General features: G+C 65.9%; 5 protein-coding genes and 1 pseudogene. 5 read left to right on the forward strand and 1 reads right to left on the reverse strand.

The annotated features are described in order from the left end of the window. From ACFV61_RS33010 to ACFV61_RS33030, 5 genes are all read left to right on the forward strand, one after another. A partial coding sequence (locus ACFV61_RS33010; RefSeq protein WP_380495695.1) for a hypothetical protein occupies nt 1-192 on the forward strand: 192 nt, incomplete at its 5' end. A gap of 658 nt (nt 193-850) precedes the next feature. Continuing rightward, nucleotides 851-1,339 carry a hypothetical protein gene (locus ACFV61_RS33015; protein ID WP_380495697.1) on the forward strand — a complete coding sequence of 163 codons (489 nt, stop codon included), beginning with the start codon at nt 851-853 and terminating at the stop codon, nt 1,337-1,339. A 324-nt stretch (nt 1,340-1,663) separates the two neighbouring features. Beyond that, nucleotides 1,664-1,993 carry a DUF6980 family protein gene (locus tag ACFV61_RS33020; RefSeq protein WP_380495699.1) on the forward strand — a complete coding sequence of 110 codons (330 nt, stop codon included), beginning with the start codon at nt 1,664-1,666 and terminating at the stop codon, nt 1,991-1,993. A 291-nt stretch (nt 1,994-2,284) separates the two neighbouring features. Beyond that, nucleotides 2,285-2,656 carry a class I SAM-dependent methyltransferase gene (locus ACFV61_RS33025; RefSeq protein ID WP_380495701.1) on the forward strand — a complete coding sequence of 124 codons (372 nt, stop codon included), beginning with the start codon at nt 2,285-2,287 and terminating at the stop codon, nt 2,654-2,656. Continuing rightward, nucleotides 2,653-3,117 carry a hypothetical protein gene (locus ACFV61_RS33030; protein WP_380495703.1) on the forward strand — a complete coding sequence of 155 codons (465 nt, stop codon included), beginning with the start codon at nt 2,653-2,655 and terminating at the stop codon, nt 3,115-3,117. The genes ACFV61_RS33025 and ACFV61_RS33030 overlap by 4 nt, the downstream gene beginning before the upstream one ends. 7 nt (nt 3,118-3,124) lie before the next feature. Here the strand turns inward: ACFV61_RS33030 and ACFV61_RS33035 are convergent. Then, nucleotides 3,125-3,913: pseudogene (locus tag ACFV61_RS33035) on the reverse strand (IS5 family transposase); the annotation flags it as partial.

The following is a 3,913-nucleotide window of genomic DNA, read 5'->3' on the forward strand; positions in this document are numbered from 1 at the left end:
ACCACAAAGATCAACAATTGCAAAGACTCCCAGCACCGGTTCTCCGTCCCGGCTGATCAGCGGCCGTGTTGTGAGCTCGGCGACCGACGTGACCTCAGGGCCGGATTCGGTGCGGAGAACATCCGCAAGGCCGGCGCGACGCCGGCAACGACAGCGACGGAGTGGCGCTGGCGCCTCCCGGACGTCAGGTGACCGCGCGCCTCAACACGCGGCGTGAAGCCCCTGCCCGGTCGGCAGCCGCCAAGGGCCGGCGGACTTCTGCCACGGTGAGCGACGCCAGGTCTCAGGAACCACTTCCACAGCCCCCTTGCCGCCGCGTCGGCAGTCCGGCGCGGGCCAGCGTGGCCGGGCCGAGGTCCGGTACCACCCTTGCCGACGCCGAACCTCGATCCCCGCTGGCCGGGCAGCAGGGATGCCCTGCTGCGCCCCCTGCCCCTCAGGTCGGGGCCTGGCCCTTGCGAACCTGTCACCAGCCCAATGGGACAGCTCCTCGAGCTCCGCCTGCCGCCGCTCTGTCACAAGATTCTCGAGCACGCGAGAAATCACTGACCGGAGGCACCGTGCTCAACGTAAACCATCCCGGCAGATGATTTTTGGGACCGCGCCCACCCCTGGAGCCATGTGGGCCGCCGAATTTGATGTACGGCCTCCGAGCAGCCGAAATGGCGAACTGGTACTGAAGTGGTAGAACCGTCTCCCACTTGGATGGGCATATGTAAAATTGGAACTTAATTGAGACAAAGAAGGCGCAATGGGGCGCTTCTCCATTTGGTCTGGTGATACGGTAAAGCCTCTCGGAGTGGCAGGGAAAAGTCCTGCGCGAAAAATGTCTCCACTGGGGGGTTTCTAGATGGCCAAGGCTCGAATATTTAAAATCTTAGCAGCGGCTGCGATCGTCCCTGTCCTGACGATCGGGTTTGCCGGATCTGCCTCGGCGGACGGAAACGTAAGCTGGAAGAACGGAGTCGGTAACCCCTCCCATACCAGCGGTGGAGCGGGACTCTACCTCTTCCCGAACTCAGCTGGCGGCGGTGTAACAGTCACGAACTACCGCTACCAATGGCATGACGTCCAGAACAGTGACGGAACCTGGAATGAAGTCGACTCCAATGGGCGATGCCTGACAGGATATGGAAGCCAGGCCTACACGGAGGACTGCAACTCCGGCCGCGATGGCACGAACCCGTTCCAGCGGTGGCGTGAGATCAATACCGGTTCCGGGTTCAAGCTCCAAAACGTCCAGAGCGGCGGCTTCCTGGACAACAGCGGCAACGGAGGCTGGGGGAGCGTCTACGTGAACGGGACTGACTGGAACAACGACAATCAGCGCTGGTACTGATCCCACGCGGTCGGTCGGCTGGTCAAGTCGTGAGCGGTTTACGCAGACGCCCGGCTGGGCTCCTCCAGTCGGGCGTTTTGCGTGGCCGGCCGTTGAGATTTCCGGCTTGGGCCGGAATGGGTGTTCAGCTGACGTTGTATTGGAAACGTCCATTGGCCTGATCTTCCGGGGAGGCCCGCCGGCCTGCCTGGCGCGGCCCTGGGCGACTCCGGAGAGGCCGTCAGGCGTCTGTTCCCCGCCGCGTTTCCAACACAGTGGGCACAGACGGGCCAAGACGGCCCGGGGGCGCTTCCCGCCCCGCCCCGCCCCGGCTGCTGCGAGGCGGTGGCGAGCCGGGTGGACGGGCGGGGTAGCCGGCACAGCGGCCCCTTCGGCTGCCCGGACGCACTGATTCGGTCCAGTGCCGGATTCCAGGAGTGCGGGTTGATCATCCATGAGGGTGGCACATCGGGCATCGCGGTCGGCTTCTGCCCTTGGTGCGGGCAGGGCCTTCCCGAGTCGCGGCGGGGTCGCCGGTTAGGCGAACTGGAGCGTCGCGGGGTCGATCCGTGGGAGGAGGAGGTTCCTGCCGGGTTCCAGGACGGGGGCTGGCTGGCCCGCTGCGCTTCGCCAGGAGGGACGACAGCCGTTGATCCACTTCTGAAACAGGCCTGACTGTTGCCGGCGAGCAGGTTCTCGACGCCTTGCTCCGGCCGCGACGGGGGTTCGTCGCCGACGGCGAACATTCGGCCACGAACATGCCAGCCGCGACAAGGCCGGCTTCACGCGGGATCCGCGCACGCCGTAGTCACAGGCCCGTTCGACTGAGCTGGGCAGTCTCGTTTGGATCAGAGGGACCGATGTGTACGCGGCATGAAGTCTTGCCAGGAACTGGGACAGCCGTCCTGCCGAGTCTCGATTATGAGATCTGTGACGAGAGCGCCTGAACCCGATCCGGTAGCCGTTGTGCGGGACTATTACGAGCAATCAGCAAAACGTGAAGCCGGGAGGCTGAGCAGGCCCGCGGACGGTGCCGTCGAGTGGGAGTTGCATGCGCGGGCGCTGGAGGAGTACTTGCCTCCCGCCCCCGCGCGGATCCTGGACGATGGTGGGGGTCCTGGCTCGTGGACCCTGTGGCTCGCGCACCGCGGCTACCAGGTGACACTCACCGATCTGTCGCCGGCGCTGCTGAACGTTGCCCGGGATCGCGTCGCGCAGGCTCCCCAGCGGTGTGCCGGGAACGTAGAGGCCGTCATGGAAGCGGATGAGTGTGATCTGAGCGCCTTCCCGGACGATTCATTCGACGCCCTGCTGTGCCGGGGCCCTTTTATCACTTGACCACCGGCACCGACCGCAGTCAGGCCGTACGGGAGGCTCGTCGGGTCCTGCGACCAGGTGGGCTGCTGATTGCGACCATGATGCCGCGCTACATGCGATTGATCTCCACCGTCTTGGAGCACGGGTCCGCCGCGTTCACCACGGGTACGGTCGACCTCATCCTGGACGAAGGCCGTTACGACGACCCGCGGCCCGGACGCTTCACCGGTGGGTACCTCACGCGCCCCGACGATGTCGCGCCGCTCTTCGAAGAACACGGTTTCCGTGTGCGGCGCCTGTTGGCGTCCCAAGGCATCCTGGCTTGGGCACAGTCGGAAGCCGCTGCTCTTGCCCACCGGGATCCCGACGCCTACCAGCGTCTGCTCGACGTCGCTTACAGGACTGCCAGTGACCCGTCCATTCATGGCATGAGCGGCCATCTGCTCGTTGTAGCCGAACGGCCAGAGATTCAAGCCGAGTAGACGATGGTCAGTGGGCGGACGAGAGGAAGATGCCCGCGATGTGATGTCCTGCCAGGTAGATGGCTGCCGTCTTCTCGTAGCGGGTGGCGATCCCTCGCCACTGTTTCAGGTGATTGATGCACCGCTTGACCGCATTGCGCTGTTTATAGGCATCACGGTCGAAGGTCGGCGGCCTGCCGCCCCGGCTGCCGTGACGTTGCCGGTGGCCCCGCTGGTCCGCCGGGACAGGGATCACTGCCCGAATGCCGCGCTTGCGCAGGTGTTCGCGGATTGCGTGGGAAGAGTACGCCTTGTCGGCAAGGACGGTGTTCGGCCTTGTGTGGGGCCGTCCACGCCGGCGGGGCACGCGCAGATGTGCCATCACCTCGCAGAAGGCGGGTGCGTCGCGGGCCTGCCCGGTGGTGAGGGCGAACGCGAGGGGTCGGCAGTGGCTGTCCGCTGCGAGGTGGGTCTTCATGGTCGGTCCGCCGCGGGACCGGCCGAGGGCGTGGTCGGCCGGTTCGTTGGCTGGGGCCCCTTTTTTACTGGTCCCAGCCGCGTGCTGGTGGGCACGCACAATCGTGGAGTCAACCGAGAGCCCACGTCCTCGTCCGCATCAGCCTGGGCCATCAGCGTGGTGAAGATCCGCTCCCAGGTGCCGTCGAAGGCCCACAGCCGTAGCCGGTTGTACACGCCCCGCCAGTTGCGGTACTTCTCGGGCGAGTGGATCCACTGCGTTCCGGTCTGGAACTTGAAGGCGGTGGGGGGGGGGGAGCGCGGCGGGGGGGGCCCCCGCCCCCCCCCCCCCCCGGCGCGG

Source organism: Kitasatospora sp. NPDC059817 (assembly GCF_042731835.1).
Classification (GTDB): domain Bacteria; phylum Actinomycetota; class Actinomycetes; order Streptomycetales; family Streptomycetaceae; genus Kitasatospora.

Excerpts from the sequence above, each read along its gene's own strand:
- ACFV61_RS33015 (WP_380495697.1), top strand. The coding sequence starts at position 851 with ATGGCCAAGGCTCGAATATTTAAAATCTTAGCAGCGGCTGCGATCGTC.